The organism is Roseivivax lentus, assembly GCF_900156805.1.
In the GTDB taxonomy this organism is placed as follows: Bacteria; Pseudomonadota; Alphaproteobacteria; order Rhodobacterales; family Rhodobacteraceae; genus Roseivivax; species Roseivivax lentus.
This window is the reverse complement of the sequence record NZ_FTOQ01000007.1, coordinates 111,995-134,296: the sequence shown is the minus strand read 5'-3', so window position 1 is coordinate 134,296 and position 22,302 is coordinate 111,995. Positions and strand designations below refer to the sequence as shown.

Here is a 22,302-nt window from a genome sequence, read left to right as displayed (position 1 = left end):
TGAGGGAATCGCACTTGGCCCCGTTCCCCGAAATGAGCGCCTTCGGCTCGGCGCGGCAGGCGCCGTTGCCTTACTTTACCGAAGGTGCCTCCCGCGCACCTCCGTCGATCCATCGCACGATCAATGCGACCTCTTCGTCCGGCAAGGGCGTGCTCAGAAACGGCATCCTCGGTGCGCTTTCGCCCGTCAGCCGACGGATCAGCTCGCTTTTTGCAGCAAGGCCGGGCAGGACCACGGCCCCCCTGTCGCTTCCGGCGAGGATCGCGGCGTAGCTGTCGAGGCGCAGTCCTTTGGACGCGCCGTGTTCCGCGTGGCAATTGACGCAGCGCAGCTCGAAGATCGGGAAGACATCCGCCCAAGTGGGCGCCGCAAGCTCATCGGCCCGCGCGGGCTGCGGGGTCAGCGTCAGGACGGACCAGACGGCCAATTCGCCAAGCTTCCTCATCTCCTGCCCATCCGAGCCCCCCTGCCCCCCTGCCGGCACGCGACGAGAAACTTAGCCGGGAGGGCCGAATTATGCTAAGATTATCGTGCTCACAGCCCGCGGGCCGAGGAGGCGCCGCGGTCTGGATGCCAAGGGAGGATAGTTTAATGAAGTGGACATTTTCGTGTGCCCTCGCGGCGCTTGCATTGCCGATGAGCGCATGGGCCGGGGACGTTGACCTCGATGCGATGCGCGATGCGGTCTCGAAATACCAGGATATCGAGGTCGCGCTGGCAGAGGGCTACATTACCCCGGACAATCATTGCGTGTCGGCTGCCGGAGAAGGCTTGCCCGCCGAGCTTGGCGCCATGGGCATGCATTTCATCCACCCCGCCCTGCTGGAAATCACCGGGACAGAGCCACGGGTGAACGGGAACGGCACGCATACCGACTGGATGCGGCCTTCCGTGCTGATCTACGAGCCGCAGGCCGACGGGTCGATGGAGCTTGTCGCCGTGGAGAACCTCGTCTTCCAGGAGGCCTGGGAGACATCGGGCAAGACCGAGGAGCTTGTGCTGAACGGGCGCGGCTGGGACCACATGGCCGACGATCCGAACACGCCGGGCGACGAGGCCCACGGCTTCATGCCCCATTTCGACCAGCATGTCTGGCTGTTCCGGGAAAACCCGATGGGCGTCCTGATGCCGTTCAACCCGAACGTCACCTGCGAACATCACCAGATGTGATTTCGCGTCCGGTGGCGTCGGCGCAGTGATGCGCTGCGGGTTTCGCGCGCTAATTTAGGCCGGGTTTAAATCCAGGCGCGGCCTCGCGCGATGCGTGTGATTGCGCGAGGCCGAACCCCAACGCCGCGTCGCAGGCACGGCACGCGCATGGGGCCGTGATTGCGCGCGCATCTTTTAGAGAGCGCAGAGGGGATCGTCCCCTTTCGGCGGTCTTCAGCACTTTCTAAGCCGCCCGGTTTCCGGATCACCTGATTGCAACGTCAGCAATACCAACGCCAGCAGCCACCGAGCGGCATTTTCTGTGCGCCACATTCCCGAAACCGTGCCATCCTTCGATCACCCCGGCCGGGTCCGACCCATTCATCACTCCGGAGCCTCGACGATGCGAATTGCTGCCGCGATGGCATTCCTCCTCTGCGCGTCCCACGTCCCCGCGCTGGAGCTGAAGCTGAGCGGAACTTACGCGCTCAACCGCCCCGCGAGCCTCGACTACGATCCGACCTTTTGCGGGCTCTGGATCGCCAACGAGGGTCCGGAAGCCGTGCTCGTCACGCTGCAAGGCGAGGAGTTGCGGCGCATTTCCTCGGACCTCAGCCGGATCAAGGCCATCTCGATCGAGGGCGACAATCTGATCGTCGCGGATGGTCTCGGGCTGTTCCAGCGCTTGAGCAAGTCGGGCGATCCGATCGCCGCGCCCTTTCGCATCGAGACCGGCTGGGCCGATACCGAAGGCATCGCCGTGGACGCCGATGGCACCCTGATCACCGTCGAAGACGATCCCGAATACCTGAGCTGGCTCTCGCCGGACGGGCGGATCATCCGGCGCATCGACACCATGGAACTCGAGCCGCCGCTTTCCGAAGCGCAGGGCATCGCCCGCGATCCCCGCACCGGGCATCTGCTGATCGTCGACGACTGGGAAGGCACGAACGCGCTCTACGAATTCGATGCCGAGGGACGCTTGCTCGCCACCGAGTCGCTGGTGCCCTACGGGATCGACCCCGAGGGGATCGCCATCCGCCCGGGCTCCGGCCAGCTTTTCATCGCCTTCGACAGCGGCGCGAAGATCGCGAGCTTCGACTACACCCCGACGCTGCCCGGGGGCGCGGACACCCTGCCCCCGGGTGCGGACTGCATGTTGTTCTGAGACATCGCGCGAAACGGAACGGGCGGCCTCGTGGCGGTTGTCCGCTGTTCGGGGCCTATTGTCTGCAGAAGGCACCCCGACCTCCGCGCGCCTGTCTCGCCGGATGCCGCGCATTTCAACCACCTGCCGCCCAAGACGTCGACGACCCGGACGGACGCCAGGCCGCCTTCCGTCGGTTCCGGGCGCGTGCTACCTTCGGACATACGAGGGGGAGCATCATGACACTGACCGGCTTCAGCCATGTGAACGTCCGCACGTCGCGGCTGGATGAGATGGTCGCCTGGTACGGCGACATTCTCGACATGCACCCCGGCCCGCGCCCCGATTTCAGGTTCGCCGGCGCGTGGCTTTACATCGGCGACAATCCGTTCATTCACCTCGTCGAGGTCGCGGCGGAACCGCAGGCGCGGGAGCCCAAGATCGAGCATTATGCCTTCGACGCGACCGGGATGGCCGAATTCGCGGCCAAGCTCGATCGTCGCGGCATCGCCTATTCGGTTGATCCGGTTCCGGGCTTTCCGCTGGTGCAGATCAACTGCCACGATCCGGACGGCAACCACATCCATATCGATTTCAGCCGCGAGGAAGCCGAGGCCGCGCAGCTGGTGTGAAACCTGCAGGTTGCCCCGTCTTATTCGGCGCCGGATGCCCCTGATCGCCCCTGCCCCGAGCGACATCGACAGGCAATGATGAAGTGACCCGCATGCCCGCCCGTTGCGGTCGGTGATCCCCGACAGAAACTGCGCGCGCAGGCTGCCGGGCGGACACATCGCCCCCCACTCTGCGACCCGCTCAGAATTCCGAAAAACAAGGCCGAGTGTGCTATATTGACGGCACCTGGTGATTCAAAAGTTTTCTTTTTTCGTTGGATAATGTTGCTCGATACGCCGCGTAACACGCGGCGAGAGAACACTTTTTTCTTAGGGAGGGAATATGACCAAGATCATTCTGAACGGCTCCGAAAGGGAGTTCAACGAGGCACCGGACATGCCGCTTCTCTGGGCGATCCGCGACTTGGCGGGCCTGAACGGCACGAAATACGGCTGCGGCGTCGGCCTCTGCGGTGCCTGCACCGTGCATGTGAACGGCAAGGCCGAACGCGCCTGCCAGTTGCGCCTCGACGAGGTCGAGGGCGCCGAGATCACCACGATCGAAGGGCTCGATCCCGACGGGAACCACCGGGTCCAGGCGGCGTGGCGCGATCTCAATGTGCCGCAATGCGGGTTCTGCCAGACCGGTCAGATCATGCAGGCGGTCGCCCTTCTCGATGAAAACCCCAAACCCTCGGACGACGAAATTCTCGCCGCGATGTCGAATAATGTCTGCCGCTGCGGCTGCTACCAGCGAATCGTCGATGCCGTCCGTCTTGCAAGCACGGGGATCTGAGCCATGCTGAAATATCTCGAACCACATTCCGAACCCGTCGTCGAAACGCTCCGCATCGCGAAAGTATCGAGACGCGGCTTTCTCGGCACGACCGGCGCATTCGCGCTGGCGGCCTATGCGATGCCCGCGCGTGCCTTCGACAAATACCCCACCGGTGCCGAAGGGATGCCGCACGGCGTTGTCGAGGACCCGCTGGTCTTCGTGTCCATCGATGCCGACGGCACGGTCACGCTGGTCGCGCACCGGTCCGAAATGGGCACCGGCAGCCGCACCTCGATCCCGATGGTCATGGCCGACGAGATGGAGGCCGACTGGAACCTCGTGAAGATCGTCCAGGCCCCGGGCGACGAGCCGAAATACGGCAACCAGGACACCGACGGATCGCGCTCCATGCGCCATCACATCCAGATGGCGCGCAAGATCGGCGGCTCCGTGCGCACGATGCTGGCCCAAGCCGCCGCCAATGAGTGGGGGGTCGACCCGGCCACCGTGACCGTGGAAATGCACGAGGTCAAAGGCCCGGCCGGGCAGAGTGCCGGTTTCGGCGATCTGGCGGCGGCGGCCATGGCCCTGCCGGTCCCCACCCATGAGGAGATCGCCTACAAGTCCGAGGACCAGTTCCGGTATATCGGCAAGGGTGAGGTGCAGATCACCGACCTGCGCGACATCACCACGGGTGCTGCTGTCTATGGCGGCGACGTGATGCTCGACGGCATGAAGTTCGCCGTCGTCGCGCGCCCGCCGGTCGTGGGCGGCAAGGCCGCGTCCTTCGACGCGACCGAGGCCCTCGCGGTACCGGGCGTCGAGAGCGTGCATGAAATCCCCTATGGCGGGCTCGCCCAGAAGTTCGCACCGCTGGGCGGCATTGCCGTCGTCGCGTCGAACACCTGGGCCGCGCTCAAGGGCCGCGACGCGCTCAAGATCGAGTGGGAGGCCGGTGAACACGGCAGCTACAATTCCGACGCCTATATGGAGGAGATGATCGCGACCTCCGAACAGCCGGGCAGCCTGGCCCGGGATCAAGGCGATCTCGATGCCGCCTTCGGCGATGCCGCGCGCACATTCACCCGGACCTACACCCAGGCCCATATCGCCCACATTCCGATGGAGCCACCGGCAGCAATCGCCAGCTATACGGCGGAGGGGCTCGAGATCTGGGCACCGGTGCAAAGCCCCTATACCGTGCGCAACGATATCGCCGAGGCCATGGCGCTCGACCCCGAGAATGTGAGAGTGAATGTCACCCTTCTGGGCGGCGGTTTCGGTCGCAAGTCGAAGGCCGATTTCGTGACCGAGGCGGCACTCCTGTCGCGCGAGGTCGGTGCGCCCGTCCGCATGCAATGGACGCGGGAGGACGACGTGCGCCACTCCTTCTACCACACCACCTCGGCGGAACGGATCGAGGTGTCCCTCGACGCCGAGGACAATGTCACCGGCTGGCTGCACCGGTCCGTGGCGCCTTCGATCCTATCGACCTTCGCACCTGACGAGGGCAACGTCCTGCCGCTGGAACAGGGGATGGGGCTGAACGACGTGCCCTTCGACATCGCCAATATCCGGTGCGAAAGCGGCAAGGCGCTGGCGCATACGCGGATCGGCTGGTTCCGGGCGGTGTCGAACATCCCGCATGCCTGGGCCATCGGGTCCTTCGTCGGTGAACTGGCCGACGAGCTTGGCAAGGACCAGCGCACCATGTGGCTCGAACTCATCGGTGCGCCGCGGCAGCTCGATCCGCAGAATTCCGGGTTGCCGGACAACTTCTGGAACTACGGCGAGCCGATGGCGGAGTTTCCCATCGACACCGGGAAGATGGCCCATGTGCTGAACGTGGCCGCAGACGGTATCGGCTACGGCAAGGATCTTCCGGAGGGCGAAGGGATCGGCCTCGCGGTTCACCGCAGCTTCGTCTCCTACGTCGCCTGCGCGGCTCATGTGAAGATCGTGGACGGAAGGATCACCGTTCCGGAGATGCACATGGCGATCGATTGCGGCTTCTGCGCCAATCCGGAGCGGGTCGAGAGCCAGATCCAGGGGGCTGCCGTCATGGGCATGTCGGTCGCCCTGCATTCCGGGATCACCTTCGAGAACGGCGCCGTGGTGCAGTCGAACTTCTACGATTACGACGTCGTGCGGTCCGACAATTACCCGACGGTGACCACGCACATCATCCCGCACCCGTTCTCGGTCCATGCGACCGGCGTGGGCGAGCCGGGCGTGCCACCCGTGGCCCCCGCCATCGCCAACGGGCTCTACGCGGCCACCGGCGACCGCCGCAGGTCCCTGCCGATGGGCGTCAACGTGTAAGTTCGGGCCGGGCCGGCGATCATGCCGGCCCGGCCCTGCCCTTCGACCATTTCAAAGCCTTGTCGCGGCGGGCTCTGTCTTGATGCGCTCGGCTTCCACTCGGCGGGCACCGTGCAGGGTCGCACCGCCTAGGACCACGGCCCCGACGGCCGGCGGTTTCCGGTCTTGGGAATGCGACTGGGCGACAGGGACGCCATGGACGCGCGACCAGCCGACCGGGATTGCGCTGCGAGGTCTCGCAAGGCGGCAATGCGGTTCTCGGTTGCGGGATGGGTCGCGAAGAGCTTGTCGCGGCTATGCGCATGCAGCGGGTTGATGATGAACATGTGGGCCGTCGCCGGGTTGCGCTCGGCGGCGTCGTTGTCGATCCGGGCCGCGCCCACCGAGATCTTCTCCAGCGCGGATGCGAGCCATAACGGCTCGCCGCAGATGTCGGCCCCTGCCTTGTCGGCGGCATATTCGCGCGTCCGGCTGATCGCCATTTGCACCAGAGCCGCCGCCATGGGGGCGAGGACCATCATCAGAAGCGTGCCGATCAAGCCGAGCCGCTCGCGCGAGCCCCCGAAGAACAGCGCGAAATTCGCCAGCATCGAGATCGCACCGGCAAAGGTGGCGGTCACGGTCATGATCGCCGTGTCGTGGTTGCGGATATGCGCGAGCTCGTGGGCGACCACGCCCGCCAGCTCTTCGCGCGTCAAGGTGCGCACGAGCCCCGACGTGACCGCCACCGCGGCATTGGCCGGGTTTCGCCCCGTCGCGAAGGCGTTGGGCTGCGCCGTGTCGATCAGGTAGACCTTGGGCTCGGGCAAGCCCGCCTTGCGCGCAAGCCCGGACACCATGGCATGCAGGCCCAGGCGATCGCCGGGCATCACCGCCTGTGCATCATGCATCCGCAGGACCATCCGGTCCGAGTTCCACCAGGTGAAGATGTTCATGGCGGCTGCGACGACCAGCGCGATCATCGCCCCGCCCGTTCCACCGATGAGATAGCCAACGCTCATGAACAGCGCGGTCATCGCCGCCATGAGAACTGCCGTCTTCAGGTAACCATTCATTGCATTCGACCCGTGAGGATAAACCGCGTTGCGGATATGGGGTCGGCCTTGCGGATGAGCAAGCGCGTGCGACGCAGTCCGGGTGCCGCGAGGCGATGATGGGACCAGCAGCTTTCGCCCCGGATGCGGACCGCAAGACCGGGCGGCGATGTATCATGGCGGTGCGGGAGCGCGTGCGGGAAACGCTCCCCGCCGCCCGTCCCGGCAGTCGGAGCGGCAATCCGGAAACGCTGCCGCCTCGCAGGCCCGTCAGCGAATCGGGGAGGCCCTGTCCTTCACGCCTTCGACGCGCGCACCGTCATGCCTCCGACCGCGAGGACTTCGGAATCCTCTTTCGAGCCGCATTCATCGTTGGCTTGCCAGCCCGCGGCACCGCCGATATTCCGTCGTCGGGCATTGCGTCAGCGGGATAAGAAACACGCGCATTCCGGACCCGCGATCTGCGCGATACCCGGCGACCGTGTGAATACGCCGTGTAAATACGAGCCCCGATTCAATCCCGAGAACATTATGATTGCAATAATTCTACCTGAACGAGAGTCTCGGGCTTTTCTTTGTAAGTCTCCCGCGATCAACAACGTCGCAAAATCGGGATCATGCAGGTTTCGGAAACGTGTGGCGAAATTAAGGCAATAAGGTTGCATAACCGTGGCGGCCTCAGTACTAACAAGGAATTAACAGTTGTGAGCAGTCAACTGGACTGTAGTTGGCCAGTAAAATGTCGACATCAAATAGTAGCTTTTTTACCAATGGGGACTTCTCCTATGAAAACTCTTACGATTTCCGCTCTCGCCATCGCGTTCGCTGGTTCCGCTTATGCGCAGGATGCGTACGTCAACCAGCTCGGTGACAATCTGACAGGCATGAACTATGCCGAATACTCCACCGGCAACGACGCCACCCAGGTGATCGTTCAGCAAGGTGTCGGCTACTCGGCCGGTCAGCTGTCGCGCGGTGCCGGAAACTCTGCCACCACCTACCAGATCGACAGCACCAATACGTTCATCAACTCACTGCCCAATGAAGGCAGCACCGCGGGTGGCCCGGCGGCTGAGTCGTTGATCTGGCAAAGCGGAGACGGTTTCCAGAATGGCTATAACACAGCTGTTGCCGTGCAGCTGAACCAGCAGGGCCCCGGCAGCCAGAATTCGACTTTCCTGTCGCAGATCATCCAGGAAGGCAACGACAACACCGCCGTGAACTGGACGCAGAATCAGGGCAATACGAATGGCATGGCCGGCGTCAGCCTGCTTTTGCCCACCACGCTCTCGGCGAATGTCACGCCCGGCACCACGCCGCTGCCGACGCCTGTCGTCAACGTGAACTTCCCCTACGGTTCGTCCATCACGAACTAATCGGATATCATAGCGTGCTCGGCGATTTATTCGCCGGGCACTTTGCCTAACCAGTGCCATCCATTGTGAGTTCCCAAAATGCGTCAGCCCATTGCATGGCTGCTGCCAATTGCGCTTGCCTTTCTTGGCAATTCAGCATCGGCGCAAGAAGCCTACATCTCCCAAGTCGGAATGTCCCACAGTGCTGCAAATGTCGCATTCGGGACCGGAAATACGCAGAATATCGTGCAAACCGGCGAATTGAATGCGGGTGCCCAGATCACTGACGGGTCTGACAATACATCCAACCTCGTTCAAGACGGGCTGCAGAATATTGGCGTGTCCGTGGTACTCGGTCAGAGAAACGTCTCGAATATCGTGCAGCTCGGAACATCGAATCAGGCTGTCTTCAGCATCTCCGGCATGAACAATGCCGTGACGGCGCTGCAGGTCGGGTCGTTTCACACGGCATCGGTCAATCTTTACGGAAATGATACCGATGTCACGATCGAACAATACGGAATGGGGCGCGAAGTCGATCTGAACATCACCGATCAGATGGTCAGCTCTTCCAATCCTGGCGCCACGCGCAGTTCCGCGAACAACGATCGCTTTCAGGTTGGTGTCTACCAGGCTTCAACGTCGACCCCGGTCGTCGCGTCGATTACGCGGACTGCTAACGGGTCGTTGATCATTCAACCGTAATACAGACACCGAAGTTCCCGCAGGCGCGCGCCTCTGGTTGCCCTGTGTCATGTGCCTCCGTCGCAACAACGCCTTGTATGTAGGCAAAATTTGCGCACATTGGCTTGTATTGTGCCCGCCGTTGATGACACACAGTGATAGAATGACCTGCGAGGAATCATGCGCACCCTATTAAAGAGTTCAGCGATTGCAGCCGTGTCGATTGTCTTTTCGGCGCCTTTTGTGAGCGCGAATAATCTCGAATTTCAATTCAACAATCCAAATTTCGGCGGAAATCCCAACAATGGGGCATTTCTGTTCGGGCTCGCGGATGTCCAGAAAACCGCGACCATCGATCCGGACAAGCTTGATTCCGGTGGTGGCTCCGCACAGGCACCGATCCCGGGAATTGGCGGCGGCGGTGGCGTCACCGGCCCGACGATCGTGATCCCGATCAATACGGGCGCGCCGACGGATCCCACGGTGGATGCCGGCGGCGGTAATTGATCCTTCCAACGACAACGCGGAACCGGCGGCGCAGTCAGCTCCGGACTGACGGTGCGACTGTACTCTGAATGGTGTGACATGACGAAACTCAAGAGACTTTGCCTCGGCGCCATCGCCTTGGCCGCAATGGCAGGCTGCGAGTACACGGTCCCGCTGAGCGACGATCTGCTGATTGAATCGGCTCAGGTCATGACCGCGACGCAAACCGGGCTGAAGCTCGAACGCCTCCCCCCTCCGGCGCGCCAGCTCGACGTCGGGGTATACGCCTTCCCCGATCTGACGGGACAGAACGAGCCGGTCGATGAATATGCCGAGCTGTCGCGCGCGGTCACGCAAGGCGGCGCGGATATCCTCACGGATGTCCTGAAATCCGCCGGTGGCGGCCAGTGGTTCAACGTGATCGAGCGGGCACGGGTCGACAACCTGCTTCGCGAGCGGGCCATCATCGAGCAGACCCAGGCCGCCTTCACCGGTGGCGTGTCGCTTCCGCCCTTGCGGTTCGCGGGCACCCTCGTGGAAGGCTCCATCGTGGGATACGACACCAATACGGTCACCGGTGGCGTCGGCGCCCGGTTTCTCGGTGTCGGCAGCTTCAGCCAGTACCGCAAGGACATCGTGACCGTCGCGCTGCGCGCCGTCAGCGTGTCGACCGGGCGGGTTCTGACCTCCGTCACCACCACCAAGACCGTCTATTCGGTGCAGGTTCAGGGCGACGTCTTCCAATACGTGTCGGTCGACGAGATCCTGGAATACGAGACCGGCTTCACGCGCAACGAACCCGAGATCTTCGCGGTGAGAGAGGCCATGGAACTGGCCGTCATGGCGATGATCGTAGAGGGCGCCGAAAGCGGCCAATGGGCCTTCAAGACGGAGACCGCCGGGCGTGAGGTCATCTCGGATTACCGCACCCGCTACGAGCTGGCGCGCCTTGGCTATTCTCCGGCGCAGATCAGCCAATTCATGAAGGCCGAAAAGTCCGACACGGGAGTGATTGCGCGGAATTGATGGCGTACGCATGGAGCGCCGGAGCCAACGCTGCCGCGCGGCCTTTGCAGATCGGCATCGGGCAAAAATGATGCAGCTTCAGGCGCAGGCAGGTTCACGCTGGCAAGAGCGATACGAAGCACTTATCAATTATCAGAACTGTTGAAGGGGTTCTCCATGTTTGGTCGCACTTTGGTTTTGTCGGCATCGCTCTTGACGGTCGCCGGGTCCGTTTCCGCCCAGGGCACGACGCTTGACGCGTTGCGCATCGCCGCAGAGCAAGGCGCCTGCGGTACGGCCGCCGCAATCGAGGCCGCCGAGTATATCGACGGCGCGACGATCCGGGTCACCTGCGTGCGCCCCGCTGGCGCGAACAACCCGCTGGGCGGTGGCCTCGGTCCGTTGACGACGACGACGGCAGGCATCACCTTCATCGCGATCATCTCCGCACTCGGCGGCGACGACGATGGCGGCTCCAACGGCACGTCTGGAACGAGCGGCACCTGATCCCCGACTGCGCAGGCCGCAACCCGGTCTATCCGCGAGAGAACGCCGACCCTTTCCCTCACGGGTTGCCGGTGTCGATCCGCTCTTCTCGGTGGACCGTTCTGGAGTGATAGCGCCCCGCGTTCCCCGAGGTTTTGAAAGCGTCGGGATCGCCGGTATAGTCGGGCGAGCCCGGATCGACATTGCGCCGCCATCTGTTGCGCCGACATTCGGCAAATGGACAGGGCCAAAAAGGGAGAAACGCCATGCGCCGGATTTTCGCGATGTGCCTCCTTTCGGGCGTGCTGATGGCCCCTCCCCTTTTCGCCAAGGACGCGCCTTGCGATCTGTCCTTCGACGTGACGAGCAATGTCGTGACACTCGAGGCACATGCCACCGACCCGCAATGGATCGGCGGGCGTTACTTCCTGAAAGTGGAGCTTATCAACGGCTCGAATCGATCCACCTCGGTCCAGAGCGGAACGGTTCCGGATGTTACGGCTGACGGGGCCGCGCCCGCACTCGCGCGAAGCGCGATGTCTTTATCGCCCGGCAGCGAAATGACCGCCAATCTAGTCGTGGAGAATGCGGGGCAGCAAGTCACCTGCGAAGGATCATTTCAGCGATAGCGGTGTCCGAATTGGCATTTCGTCTTTCGCGCCTTGTTTTCAGGTCTTCGACCACCCATACCGGACAGGGCATCCATCAAGAAAAGAGGCTGGGGGTTTCAATGCAGAAAACGGCAATTCCACTCTGTCTCGCCTGTGTTTTATCCACGCCGGTCTTTGCACAAACCGCATCGGGTGAAGCATTTCTGACCTATACCCGGCCGATATCCGGCGTGCCCGAACAGGCCTATATCGCTCAGGTCGAGAAATACCCGGCGTTCCGCCCGGTGCGGCAATCTGCTCCGCGCCAATCCGCACCGGCCGCACCGAGCCAGCCGCAAAGCCCGGCACCGGCAGCGGCCGAACCCGCGGTCGAGGAAAATGTCATCCTCAATGTCGGGGGCCGAACCGTCGTCGTCCCACGGGCCCGCCTGGACGATTGAGGAACCGGCCGGATCGGGCGCGCTATTATCGCGAGCTCCTGAAGGTCACGATTGGTCCAGTGCCTCGGGGTCTCCGGTCGCATCGCGATCCGGCTCCGGAACGGGTTTGACGGTCTCGAGCCGTGCCAAACCATCGGCGAGCCCGCGCAACGGGAAGGGCAGCGTGAGCGTGTTGTTTTCAGGGCTGAAAACGATGATATCCGCCGTTTCCGCGTCAAGCAGCTGGGCGACGAGCCCCGTCGGCAGAACCCCCTCGATGATGCAGCCGTCATTGGTGCAGCGCGTGATCGGCAGAGAGGCCACGACTTCGCCATCGAGCCGCAATCGAGGTGGCTCCAGAAGCGTAATGCCGAGCGGAAGCGCGATCTGCGCCTCGATATCTCCGACGGCATTCACCGTCAGCGCGGCGGCCAAGGCGACAAAATTGCTGTTCTCGGCGACAATTCTCTGGTGAAGCTGGCACGCATCAGGGCGTTCATCGAGGGCGAAACACTCGAAACGCCAATCCCCGATGGGTTCGGATGTGGATGGCAGATCCCGCGCGCTCAGATCGGTGGCACCCACCATCGCCGACAGCGCAACTGAAAAAAGGGTCGCTTTGGAGAAACCGGACATCGCAAATCCTCTTACTCGTAAAATCACTTTACGGGAGTGTCCGCGAAAACCGCTTCTTTGCCAAGCGCCATCCAGATGCCCGGCATAAGGGCAATTCATGCAAGCCGTTAAAGGGACTGGCGGCCAAGGCGAAACACATTCACGCCCCGGCCCTTCCGGGAATATCGCGAAGAAACGCCCTAGCGCTGAATGATGAGAGCCGAATTGTTATTGCCGGTTTGCAGGACGGATGCGCTGGCATAGCTGCTGGCCTGGTAGACCGAGGCGCGATTGTTCTGCCCGGTCTGAACCATCTGGATGGTGCCCCAATTCCCGCTTTGCACCGCCGATGCTGCGTTAATGCCGTTTTGCACGAGAGTGACGGTGTTGTTGTCCCCGGTGCTCTGGATATCGGCGATGGCGCCATTGGTCGGCGCCGCCACAAGCGGATAGTCGCTGAGGTCGATCGTCGGCGCGGGAGAAGGTCCCGCGGGAACCTCCAGCGAGGCGACGATGCCTTGAATGTCGGGGGTCGCGGCGCCGGCGGGCAGCGTCGCCGTGAAGCCCGCCTGCGGCACGGATATCTGGGTCATGAAAGCCTCTTGTGCGGCCGCCACGGTGGGAAGGCTCGTGAGCCCGATGAAAATGCTTGCTGCTCGAATGATCATGACGTTGTCCTCTTGACGGCATTTGACGACACCCCGGCACGCTTTCGGTGCCTTTTCGAAACGGTGACAGTCGAACACTGGAGGCTGAAAAAGCCGTTAAAGAGGCGGAACTTTGCAGAATGTGCGATGTTTGCGGGCCGTTCGGATTGGCACCGGGCGGGCCTTGGGCTTTGCGTATGCGCCAGCCTGCTGTGGGCCGATTGAAGGGGCGGAAGCTTTTGGGACGCAGCTTCGGCAAAGTGCAAAGCGTTGGCGTTTAAGAAGCGCACCGGGCGGGCATGAGTGCGCCCGACCTGCGCCGCAAGCGCAGGATCAGCCTTTCGAAATCTTGGACCTGATGAGGTTGGAACGGACCGCCTGCCCGCCCGGTCTCGGTCGTCATTACCGAGGTGGATTTCAGCCTCTTGAGCAGTAGTCCGGTGCCCGGCACGGCATCACGGCTTGATCGAGATCTGCAATGGACCCCGAGCTTCAATTCATCACACACATCATGCCGGCGCCCCGATCACGGTCCAGCACTCCGATCAGACCGGCACCGCACTCCGACGATTCTCGATGGCCGCACCCGGGCGGACTATCGCCAATGGCCTACACGGGATCATCCCGCTACCAGAGCAGATGAACAAAGGGGAAAGAATTGGAAGAAGGTGCAGGGTCGATGCGCCGCGTAACACCTACGCGCGACCAAATCGACAGCCGGATGATGGCTTCAGCTGAACCGAAGCCACTCTTGCGAGATGGCTCCGGCCCAGCGTCAATCCACACGCTAAACTCTTACACACGCTACCTTCGAAACCGAAAACCAGAACACTCGTGAAGCTCAGGCAGTACACTAAAAAGCGCTGGATTAGTCAAGCTTATATTGAATTACCATGACTAATAAACCCCATCAAGCTCAAACCTGTGGGCAGGTCCGCCCTTTTTAAGAAAAAACTTTAAGATATTGATTTAGATCAATTAAAAGTCGGCAAACGTGTGGGCTTTCGAGCACGGACAAGTATTTTCAAGAGCCCTCGTTTGAAACCGAAAACGAAAAAATTTGACGCTTTCCGCCCGGATTCGGGCTCTGCAACGGCTCGATGGCGATTTCGGCGCGCGTGAAAGCGCAGGTCCCGGACCACAGGGCGAATCTCTTGCGACCATGCGCCCTGCCTTGCCCCCCCGGGCCCGTCCTCGCGCCGAAGCGCCCGACCTCGTCGGGCGCTTCTCGAACTGGCGTCAGCACCTCTCAAAGCCGGGCGATTTCAACGCGATGGCTGCGACGCCCGCGATCTGCTCCCGCAACCCGGTCCAGACGGCACCATCCGTCGGTCCCGACAAAAGCTCTCACGTCGTCGCCCGCGGCTTCAGACTTGTCGGGGTCAGGCGCACCGGGCGAACCGCGAGCGGCTGATTCGCGTAATCCGGGTCTTCGCAGAGCTGTTCATGCGCGTCCTTCAGGTGCTGTGCCGGCACTTGGGGGAAGAGATGATGCACGAGATGATAGCAATCGTGCCGCGGGAAAAACAGAACCTGGACGGGTGTCGAGGCAAGGACGTTGCGGGAGGCCGCGAGGGCGTCCTGCTCTCCCACCAGACCGGCATGGTCGATGCAATCGGTCCAGAAATTGATCGTCGGGAACACGTAGAACCAGGGCATGAACACGAAGAAGAACGCGGTGGCGGGCTCCACCAGCAGGAACAGAAACATCCCCGCAATCAGCCCGATCTTCATGAGATAGAAGCCGAGCCCGTCTTCGCGCGACAGATTGATCCCGGTATACATGCTCAGGTGGCGCCCGGTCAGAGGCGTTATGAAATGCCTCAGAATGGTCTTGGCGGTCAGGGGATCGTGCAGCCGCAGCTTCTCGATCGCGGCCAGCTCCTTGTCGTTCTCGTAATCGCCGAGATGGGCGTGGTGAGACAGGTGATCGTCCCGGTACTTGCGGAAACATCCCAAGAGCAGGGAGACGCAGAATTTGCCCAGAAAGACATTGTCCGCCCGGTCCTCGGCAAAGGTCGAGTGGCTGCATTCATGCACGATATTGTTGATCCCGCGCAGGCGCGTGCCAATGAAGATCGCCGTCAGCACCATCAAGGTGACACTGAGCACGGTGACGTCCTGCTGCATCAGGTAGTGCCCCACAAGGACACCGATCAGCACCTGAAACACGAAGGCAAAGACGATGAACCGTGCCTTTGTCTGCGAGTGGCGTGTCATCCGCGCAAAGCGGCGCATGTATCTTTTTCTTAGTTGTTGACCTAACACGGCTTGTTCTCTCCGGTATGATGGGTAGCGCGTAAAATAAGCCGGAAACATCGTGTTTCCAAATCGGATACCGGGCTTCCGACTTACGTTCATAAGCGTTGCTAATCCGAAATTAGCGGATTATGGCCAGTATGAACATAGTGATGATAGATGTTGTCTTAGTACTGGTCTGCCATCAGTCCGGCTAATGCGGTGGATGGAAAATTGTTAAAGTTGGACTATGACGCGATCGTTGCCTTGGCCGCCGTGGTGCGCGAAGGGCGATTCGATTTGGCTGCGAATTCGCTGAACGTGACCCAATCGGCGATCTCTCAGCGAATCAAGCAACTCGAAGACAAGGTGGGATCGGTGTTGATCGTGCGCGGCCGTCCCTGCGTGCCGACGGAGGCCGGGCTTCATCTGTGCCGCTACGCCGAACAGGTCGAACTGCTGCAACACGAGCTGAACGACCGGATGAATGCGCTCGCCGGGACCGCGGGCACCGTCGCGGCGCAGATCAGGATCTCGGTGAACAACGACAGCCTCGCCACCTGGTTTCCGCACGTCATCAAGCGCGCGAAGAACGAGCTCGGCATTCGCTTCGACATCTTTCCCGACGATCAGGAGCATACCGAGACGCGCCTCAAGACCGGCGAGGCGCTGGCCGTCGTCACGGCGATCGAGACGCCGGTGCAGGGGTGCCGTCGCGTGTCGCTGGGTGCGATGGATTACATCGCCGTGGCCTCACCCGAATTCTTCGAGGAGAACTTCCCCGACGGCGTCTCGCTGAAGTCGCTGGAAAACACCGCCTGCCTCGCATTCGACCGCAAGGACACCATTCAGGACCAATGGATGATGAACTGCTTCGGCGAGACGGTCCGCGTGCTGACGCATATGGTCCCGTCATACGAGGGCTACGTCGCATGTTGCGTCAACGGAACCGCCTGGGGCCTCGTGCCCAGCGTTGCGGCGCGCGCCTATATCGAGCGGGGCGAACTGGTCGAACTGAGCCCGGAAAACGCGGTCCGCGTCTCGCTGCATTGGCAAACCAGCACGCAGTCGAGCGAAATCCTGAGGCGGCTGGGCGATCTGGTTCTGGAAGTGGCGAAGGAATACCTTTCGCCGGACATGTACCGGGAGGAATAGGGGAGCGGCCTGCGGGTGCCGTGCCGGGGTGAACGCCACGGGGTCACCGGCCTCTCAAGCGTCGGCAAGCCGGGTGCGGGGCCCTTCACCTCTCCGCCAGCCCCTCCCGACGCCACGCATCCGTCGCTTGAGCGCGGCGCACTGGACAGGTCAACGCACGCTCCCTACCCTTGCCGCTTCGGCACCGAGGGGCAGCGTCATGAGCGATCACGAGACCTTCGAGCTTGACGCCACGCGGCTCGCCTGCGGCGTCACGCTTCCGTCCCTGACCTTGGCCTACAAGACATACGGGCAGTTGAACGCCGACAAGTCGAACCTCATCCTCTATCCCACCTCCTACGGCGCGCAGCACAGCGATATCGACTGGCTGATCGGCCCCGGGCGTATCCTCGACCCCAAGCGCTACTGCATCGTCATCCCGAACCAGCTCGGCAACGGGCTGTCGAGCAGCCCCAGCACGCTGCCCGAGCCCTTCCGGCACGGACGCGCGCCCGCCTTCTCGCATCTCGACAACATCGCCGCGCAGAAACGGCTGCTCGACGAGGTCTTCGGCGTCACGCGGATCGCGCTGATCTACGGCTGGTCGATGGGCGGCCAGCAGGCGCTTTACTGGGGCGCGCTGCATCCGGACCGGGTTGCGCGCATCTGCGTGACCTGCACCTCTGCCCGGACGAGCCCGCATAACGCGCTCTTTCTCGAAGGCCTGGCGGCCGCGTTGAAGACGGATGCGGGCTGGAACGGCGCCTGGTTCACCGACCGCCCGGTGCGCGGCCTGCAGGCCTTCGCGCGGATCTATGCGGGCTGGGCGATGAGCCAGGCATTCTACCGGGATGAGCTTTGGGCCGGGGCCGGCTTCACCTCCCGCGAAGATTACATCCTGCGCGCGTGGGAGGGCAATTTCATGCGCCGCGATCCGCTGGACCTGCTGTCGATGATCGCCACCTGGATCGCCTCCGACATCTCGGACAACGCCGTCTTCCGCGGCGACCTCGAAGCGGCGCTCGGGGCCATCACCGCACCGACGATCATCATGCCCTCGACGACGGACCTCTATTTCACGCAAGAGGACAGCCGGCGCGAGACCGCGCTGATGCCGAACGCGGAGTTGCGCCCGATACATTCCGACTGGGGGCATCGGGCGGGCAATCCGCAACATAGCCCCGACGACGCGGCGGTGATCCGGCAGGCGGTTGAGGAGCTGCTGGCCCATTAGGGACGCGCATCGGCGGCGGCGGTTTCAGAAGTCCGGTGACCGGTGTGCGCGGCGGATGTCACGCATGAAGGCAAGCGCCCGGACGCATTAACCAAAAGGCGGAATTGGGAGGCATCAATTCGAGGGAAAAATCCCGCTTAAGTAATGATCGCCGTATATCACTCTACTTTTCCGATATTTTCTTATCGCGATTCCAAAAACCCGAAATGGGCCGAAAAACAATTCCCCGGGACTGTTTCACAACCGAGTCACGAAATGTCTGGGATCAAACGAAAAATTCGTGTTACGCTATTGACTTGTGTCAAATCCGCAGAACCCGCTTCAAAGATAGTTTGCTTTTAACGGCGGCCACAGCAGGGGCACGCGTTTGAGAAAAATCGCCTTTAAACCGATGCCTTACCGGTCCCACGACCTCGACGGCCAAACGGATACGGGCGGAGGGGGAAATGGTGCTTTATGGTAAACAGACGGGAACGTCCGGACCGAGAACCTATGGGTCGCGCCGGCTGCAAAGCCTGCCGCAAGCCGGGCAAACCGTACTGATCACGGGAGGGGCCGGGTTTCTCGGCTCGACGCTCTGCAACTATTACGCGGAGCGGAAGCTGCGCGTCATCTGCGTCGACAACCTCTCGACCGGACGGATGAGGAACATCGCGCATCTCTGCGACATGCCCGGGTTCACCTTCATCAAGCACGACGTGGCGGTGCCGCTCGATCTGCACGAGCCGATCGATTTCATCTACAACATGGCCTGCCCGGCCTCGCCGCCGAAATACCAGATCGATCCGATCGAAACCTTCCACACGATCGTCATCGGCTCGGAAAACATGCTGCTTCTGGCCGAGCGAACCGGCGCGCGGATCCTCGAGGCCTCGACATCCGAGGTCTACGGCGATCCCGATGTCTCGCCGCAATCCGAAAGCTATCGCGGCCGCGTCAACACGATGGGGCCGCGCGCCTGTTACGACGAGGGCAAGCGCGCCGCCGAGACGCTGTTTCACGACTACCACGAGCGGCGCGGCGTCGACATCCGGGTGGCGCGGATCTTCAACACCTACGGCCCCGGCATGGACCCCGAGGATGGCCGCGTGGTGTCGAACTTCGTGATGCAGGCGCTCGAGGGCGCGCCGCTGACGGTTTATGGCGACGGCACCCAGACGCGGTCCTTCTGCTATCGCGACGACCTGATCGCCGGACTGGTCGCGCTCATGCATACCGAGGGCGACCTCGCAAGCCCGGTCAATCTGGGCAATCCCGGCGAGTTCACCATGCTGGAACTCGCGCAGCTGGTGCTCGAGGAGACCGGGGCCAATTCCGAGCTGATCATGCTGCCCCTGCCCCAGGACGATCCGAGGATCCGCCGCCCCGATATCGGCCGGGCCAAGGCGATGCTGGACTGGGAGCCGAAGATCGCGCTGCGCGACGGGCTGCGCCTGACGATCCCCTATTTCGTCAGCGAACGGGCGCTCAATTCAACGCGGCTGGAGGCGCTGGGACGATGACCCAGCCCCCCGTCATCGTCACCGGAGGCGCGGGGTTCATCGGCAGCCATGCCTGCAAGCGGCTGTCCGAGGCCGGCTTCCTGCCGGTCACCATCGACAACCTGCGCACCGGTCATGCGGATGCGGTGCGATGGGGGCCGCTGGAGCGGTTGGACATTCGCGACACCGACGGGGTGACCAAGGTGCTGCAGCGCCACGGCGCAGAGGTCGTGATGCATTTCGCAGCCTGCGCCTATGTCGGGGAATCCGTCACCGCGCCCGATCTCTATTACGACAACAACGTGGGCGGCATGATCTCGCTTCTGGGCGCGATGCGCCGCGCGGGTGTCCGCCAGCTCGTCTTCTCGTCGAGCTGCGCGACTTACGGCGTGCCGGAAACCCTGCCGATTTCCGAGACCACGCCGCAGGTTCCCATCAATCCATACGGCCGGACCAAGCTCATCGGCGAGATGATGGTCCGCGATCACGCCGCGGCGTTCGAGCTGCGCGCCGTCATGCTGCGGTATTTCAACGCCGCCGGGGCCGATGCCGCGGGCGGTCTGGGCGAACGCCACGACCCCGAGACACATCTCATTCCGCTGGCCCTGCTGGCGGCCTCGGGCAAGGGTCCGCCGCTGAAGGTGTTCGGCACCGATTACCCGACGCCCGACGGCACCTGCATCCGCGACTACATCCACGTCACCGACCTGGCCGAGGCGCATCTTCTCGCGGTGCGTCATCTCGCGGCTGGGGGTCCGGGGCTGGTGGCCAATCTCGGCACCGGGCGCGGCCTGTCGATCCGCGAGATCCTCGATGCGGTGGAGCGTGTCAGCGGCCGTCCCGTGCCACATGAGACCGCCCCGCGCCGTCCCGGCGATCCGGCGGAGCTGGTCGCGGCCACGGGACGCGCCGAGGCGGAACTCGGCTTTGCCGCGCGGTATTCGGAGATCGACCGGATCATCCGCGACGCGGCCCCGCATTTCGGCCTGGAGGCCCGCCATGGTGTCGACGCTTGACGCCCAGGGCCCGGCAGGGCTCGACCGGCCCGGGCGGAGGCGCGGGGGCCATTCCCGCCGCCTGCTGACCGGATGGCAGCGCGCCCGCTATGACGGTCTGATCCTGCTCTGGGTGCTGGCCACGGCCTATTTCTGGACATGGTGGCTCGACCCGCAAAGCATCCTGCCGGGTATGCGCTACTGGGTGGTGACGGTGGCCTTCGGCTGGCTGTTCTTCATGCAGGCCTATTTCATCTTCGTCTTCCGCGCCGCGGTCGTGCCGGCGGGCCCGCTGCCCGATCCCGCGGAAACCCGGGTCGCGATGATCGTGACCAAGACCCCGTCCGAGCCCTTCGACGTGGTCCGCCGCACGCTGGAGGCCATGCTGCGGCAGAGCTATCCGCACGACACCTGGCTCGCCGACGAGGATCCGCAGCCCGAGACCGTGGCCTGGTGCGCAGCCCACGGCGTGCAGATCTCCTCGCGCAAGGGGCAGGACGCGTACCATCGCAGCGAATGGCCCCGCCGCACCCGCTGCAAGGAGGGCAACCTCGCCTATTTCTACGACAAGGTCGGCTACGCGCGTTACGACATCGTCTCGCAACTCGATGCCGATCACGTCCCGCAACCCGGCTATCTCGACGAGATCGTGCGGGGCTTCGCCGACCCCCGGGTAGGCTATGTCAGCGCCCCGTCGATCTGCGCCAACAACGCCGAGGAAAGCTGGGCGGCGCGCACGAGGCTGCATACGGAGGCTGGGTTTCACGGCATCTTCCAGGCCGGATATGCCGGGCTCCTCGCCCCGATGTGCATCGGGTCGCATTATGCCGTGCGCACCAGCGCGCTGCGGCAGGTGGGCGGGCTCGGCCCCGAGCTGGCCGAGGACCATTCCACCACCGTGCTGATGAATGCGGGCGGTTGGCGCGGCGTGCATGCGATGCACGCCATCGCCGTGGGCGACGGCCCGGCCAATATCGGCGATCTCTGCACGCAGGAGTTCCAGTGGTCGCGCAGCCTGCTCACGATCCTGCTGCGCTACACGAAGGATTACTTCGCCGCCCTGCCGCCGCGGCTTAAGTTCCAGTTCGTGTTCTGCCAGTCCTGGTACCCGCTCTTCGCGGTCTTCATGCTGGTGCTCTACCTGATCCCGATCCTCGCGGTGATCTTCGACATGCGCTACGCGGCGGTGACCTATCCGGACTTTCTGCTGCATGCGATCTGGCCGCCCGCGGTGCTGACGGCCATCGCCTTCCTGATCCGGCACGACGGCCATTTCCGCCCCACCGACGCCAAGGTCCTCGGCTGGGAGAAGGCGGTCTTCCTCGCGCTGCAATGGCCCTGGGTGCTGTGGGGCTGCGTGATGGCGGCCCGCGACCGGTTCACCGGGCATTTCGTGGATTTCCGCATCACGCCCAAGGGCGCCGCAGCGGAGGCCAAGCTGCCGCTGCGCGTGCTCGCGCCCTACCTGGTGCTGGCCCTGGGCTGCATCGTGCCGGTCCTTCTCGTCGACCATGTGATCGAGGCCAAGGGCTTCTATTTCCTGACCCTTCTCAACGGGTCGATCTATGCCGCCATCGCCGCGGTCATCGTCGTGCGGCACGTGCGTGACAACCGCATGAAAACCTTGAGCGCGCTCAAGGCAATTCCCGTTCAGGTCCTGTCGATCCCGATCCTTCTGGCGCTGGTCGTTCACGCGCTTGTCCTGCGGGGGCCCGAAAGCCTGCTCGCGCTGTCGGTGGGCATCGGTCAGGACCAGATGGTCCGCTACGAATACGTCGTTTCGGGCGCGGGATTGGGCGAAGCGGGAACCGTCCGCTACCGCTGGGATCCCGATTTCCTGAAGTCGCTCTTCACCTCTGAAAAGGAGTAGA

General features: G+C 63.0%; 22 protein-coding genes. 17 read left to right on the top strand and 5 right to left on the bottom strand.

The features are described from left to right. Positions 1 to 70 precede the first annotated feature (70 nt). Positions 71 to 445 (bottom strand): c-type cytochrome domain-containing protein, encoded by a 375-nt coding sequence (locus tag BW990_RS12950; RefSeq protein WP_076448459.1) that lies wholly within the window; start codon positions 443 to 445, stop codon positions 71 to 73. A 146-nt stretch (positions 446 to 591) separates the two neighbouring features. On the opposite strand from BW990_RS12950, the gene BW990_RS12945 reads away from it, so the two are divergent. The 5 genes from BW990_RS12945 (at position 592) to BW990_RS12925 (ending at position 6,007) form a co-directional block, all read left to right on the top strand. Then, positions 592 to 1,170, top strand: coding sequence for a hypothetical protein (locus BW990_RS12945; RefSeq protein ID WP_076448458.1), 579 nt, complete (start codon positions 592 to 594; stop codon positions 1,168 to 1,170). 400 nt (positions 1,171 to 1,570) lie between these two features. Further along, positions 1,571 to 2,317 (top strand): NHL repeat-containing protein, encoded by a 747-nt coding sequence (locus BW990_RS12940; RefSeq protein WP_234990249.1) that lies wholly within the window; start codon positions 1,571 to 1,573, stop codon positions 2,315 to 2,317. A gap of 218 nt (positions 2,318 to 2,535) precedes the next feature. Beyond that, complete coding sequence (locus BW990_RS12935; RefSeq protein ID WP_076448456.1) at positions 2,536 to 2,928, top strand: VOC family protein; 393 nt, start codon at positions 2,536 to 2,538, stop codon at positions 2,926 to 2,928. A gap of 322 nt (positions 2,929 to 3,250) precedes the next feature. Next, the gene (locus BW990_RS12930; RefSeq protein WP_076448455.1) at positions 3,251 to 3,703 is read left to right on the top strand and encodes a (2Fe-2S)-binding protein; all 453 of its coding nucleotides are present in this window, start codon (positions 3,251 to 3,253) and stop codon (positions 3,701 to 3,703) included. 3 nt (positions 3,704 to 3,706) lie between these two features. After that, positions 3,707 to 6,007 (top strand): xanthine dehydrogenase family protein molybdopterin-binding subunit, encoded by a 2,301-nt coding sequence (locus BW990_RS12925; RefSeq protein WP_076448454.1) that lies wholly within the window; start codon positions 3,707 to 3,709, stop codon positions 6,005 to 6,007. Positions 6,008 to 6,135: 128 nt separating this feature from the next. Here BW990_RS12925 and htpX read toward each other — a convergent pair whose 3' ends face one another. Continuing rightward, on the bottom strand, positions 6,136 to 7,062 hold the full coding sequence (htpX, locus tag BW990_RS12920) for a zinc metalloprotease HtpX (protein WP_076448453.1): 927 nt from the start codon (positions 7,060 to 7,062) through the stop codon (positions 6,136 to 6,138). 764 nt (positions 7,063 to 7,826) lie between these two features. Between htpX and BW990_RS12915 the strand changes: the two genes are divergently transcribed. From BW990_RS12915 to BW990_RS21395, 7 genes are all read left to right on the top strand, one after another. Continuing rightward, the gene (locus BW990_RS12915) at positions 7,827 to 8,417 is read left to right on the top strand and encodes a hypothetical protein (RefSeq protein WP_076448452.1); all 591 of its coding nucleotides are present in this window, start codon (positions 7,827 to 7,829) and stop codon (positions 8,415 to 8,417) included. A gap of 78 nt (positions 8,418 to 8,495) precedes the next feature. Continuing rightward, complete coding sequence (locus BW990_RS12910; RefSeq protein ID WP_083950595.1) at positions 8,496 to 9,101, top strand: curlin repeat-containing protein; 606 nt, start codon at positions 8,496 to 8,498, stop codon at positions 9,099 to 9,101. 159 nt (positions 9,102 to 9,260) lie between these two features. Then, on the top strand, positions 9,261 to 9,587 hold the full coding sequence (locus BW990_RS12905) for a curli assembly protein CsgF (protein ID WP_076448450.1): 327 nt from the start codon (positions 9,261 to 9,263) through the stop codon (positions 9,585 to 9,587). A 78-nt stretch (positions 9,588 to 9,665) separates the two neighbouring features. Then, positions 9,666 to 10,592, top strand: a complete 927-nt coding sequence (locus BW990_RS12900) for a CsgG/HfaB family protein (RefSeq protein WP_083950594.1) — start codon at positions 9,666 to 9,668, stop codon at positions 10,590 to 10,592. Positions 10,593 to 10,748: 156 nt separating this feature from the next. Then, positions 10,749 to 11,078, top strand: a complete 330-nt coding sequence (locus tag BW990_RS12895; RefSeq protein WP_143526180.1) for a hypothetical protein — start codon at positions 10,749 to 10,751, stop codon at positions 11,076 to 11,078. A gap of 245 nt (positions 11,079 to 11,323) precedes the next feature. Further along, positions 11,324 to 11,686 carry a curli-like amyloid fiber formation chaperone CsgH gene (csgH, locus tag BW990_RS12890; RefSeq protein WP_076448448.1) on the top strand — a complete coding sequence of 121 codons (363 nt, stop codon included), beginning with the start codon at positions 11,324 to 11,326 and terminating at the stop codon, positions 11,684 to 11,686. Positions 11,687 to 11,697: 11 nt separating this feature from the next. After that, a complete protein-coding gene (locus BW990_RS21395; RefSeq protein ID WP_159441649.1) occupies positions 11,698 to 12,108 on the top strand; it encodes a hypothetical protein in 411 nt (136 codons plus the stop codon). A gap of 45 nt (positions 12,109 to 12,153) precedes the next feature. On the opposite strand, the gene BW990_RS12885 is transcribed toward BW990_RS21395, so the two are convergent. The 3 genes from BW990_RS12885 to BW990_RS12875 all read right to left on the bottom strand — a co-directional run bounded on the left by BW990_RS12885 (position 12,154) and on the right by BW990_RS12875 (position 15,569). Then, the gene (locus BW990_RS12885; RefSeq protein ID WP_083950593.1) at positions 12,154 to 12,822 is read right to left on the bottom strand and encodes an invasion associated locus B family protein; all 669 of its coding nucleotides are present in this window, start codon (positions 12,820 to 12,822) and stop codon (positions 12,154 to 12,156) included. Between the two features lie 80 nt (positions 12,823 to 12,902). Next, a complete protein-coding gene (locus BW990_RS12880) occupies positions 12,903 to 13,370 on the bottom strand; it encodes a hypothetical protein (protein ID WP_076448446.1) in 468 nt (155 codons plus the stop codon). A gap of 1,326 nt (positions 13,371 to 14,696) precedes the next feature. Further along, a complete protein-coding gene (locus BW990_RS12875) occupies positions 14,697 to 15,569 on the bottom strand; it encodes a fatty acid desaturase family protein (protein WP_159441648.1) in 873 nt (290 codons plus the stop codon). A 240-nt stretch (positions 15,570 to 15,809) separates the two neighbouring features. Here BW990_RS12875 and BW990_RS12870 point away from each other — a divergent pair, with 240 nt between their 5' ends. From BW990_RS12870 to BW990_RS12850, 5 genes are all read left to right on the top strand, one after another. Continuing rightward, the gene (locus BW990_RS12870; RefSeq protein ID WP_268794337.1) at positions 15,810 to 16,742 is read left to right on the top strand and encodes a LysR family transcriptional regulator ArgP; all 933 of its coding nucleotides are present in this window, start codon (positions 15,810 to 15,812) and stop codon (positions 16,740 to 16,742) included. A 199-nt stretch (positions 16,743 to 16,941) separates the two neighbouring features. Further along, positions 16,942 to 17,955 carry an alpha/beta fold hydrolase gene (locus BW990_RS12865; RefSeq protein WP_076448443.1) on the top strand — a complete coding sequence of 338 codons (1,014 nt, stop codon included), beginning with the start codon at positions 16,942 to 16,944 and terminating at the stop codon, positions 17,953 to 17,955. A gap of 446 nt (positions 17,956 to 18,401) precedes the next feature. Further along, positions 18,402 to 19,457, top strand: coding sequence for a UDP-glucuronic acid decarboxylase family protein (locus BW990_RS12860; protein ID WP_076448442.1), 1,056 nt, complete (start codon positions 18,402 to 18,404; stop codon positions 19,455 to 19,457). Beyond that, entirely contained in the window at positions 19,454 to 20,452 is a 999-nt protein-coding gene (gene galE / locus BW990_RS12855; RefSeq protein WP_076448441.1) for a UDP-glucose 4-epimerase GalE, read from the top strand. Before BW990_RS12860 ends, galE begins: the two co-directional genes overlap by 4 nt. Further along, positions 20,436 to 22,301: a glycosyltransferase family 2 protein gene (locus BW990_RS12850; RefSeq protein WP_076448440.1), complete on the top strand. Its 1,866-nt coding sequence runs from the start codon at positions 20,436 to 20,438 to the stop codon at positions 22,299 to 22,301. The genes galE and BW990_RS12850 overlap by 17 nt, the downstream gene beginning before the upstream one ends. Position 22,302 lies beyond the last annotated feature (1 nt).